Genomic DNA, 451 nt, shown 5'->3' on the forward strand with positions numbered 1-451 from the left:
GACTTCGACCTCGACTGGCCTTTCGTCCGCGAACAGCTCGATCACCTCGCTGTCGACCTCGACCTCGACCGGTCTTTCGTCGGCCAATAGCTCGATCACGTCGCTCTCGACTTCGACTTCGACGGGCCTGTCGTCCGCGAATAGCTCGATCACTTCGCTGTCGACTTCGACTTCGACGGGCTTGTCGTCGGCCAATAGCTCGATCACGTCGCTGTCGACCTCGACCTCGACGGGCCTGTCGTCCGCGAATAGCTCGATCACCTCGCTGTCGACCTCGACCTCGACGGGCCTGTCGTCGGCTAACAGCTCGATCACGTCACTCTCGACTTCGACCTCGACTGGCCTTTCGTCCGCGAACAGCTCGATCACCTCGCTGTCGACCTCGACCTCGACCGGTCTTTCGTCCGCCAATAGCTCGATCACGTCGCTCTCGACTTCGACCTCGACGGGC

At 61.6% G+C, this 451-nt stretch carries 1 protein-coding gene; it reads right to left on the bottom strand.

Going from position 1 to position 451, the window contains the following annotated elements:
• Positions 1 to 451: hypothetical protein (locus H0X91_RS34740; RefSeq protein WP_196433825.1), on the bottom strand; the 451-nt coding region annotated here is incomplete at both ends.

This window comes from Burkholderia sp. 9777_1386 (assembly GCF_015712265.1).
GTDB classification, from domain to species: Bacteria; Pseudomonadota; Gammaproteobacteria; order Burkholderiales; family Burkholderiaceae; genus Burkholderia; species Burkholderia cenocepacia.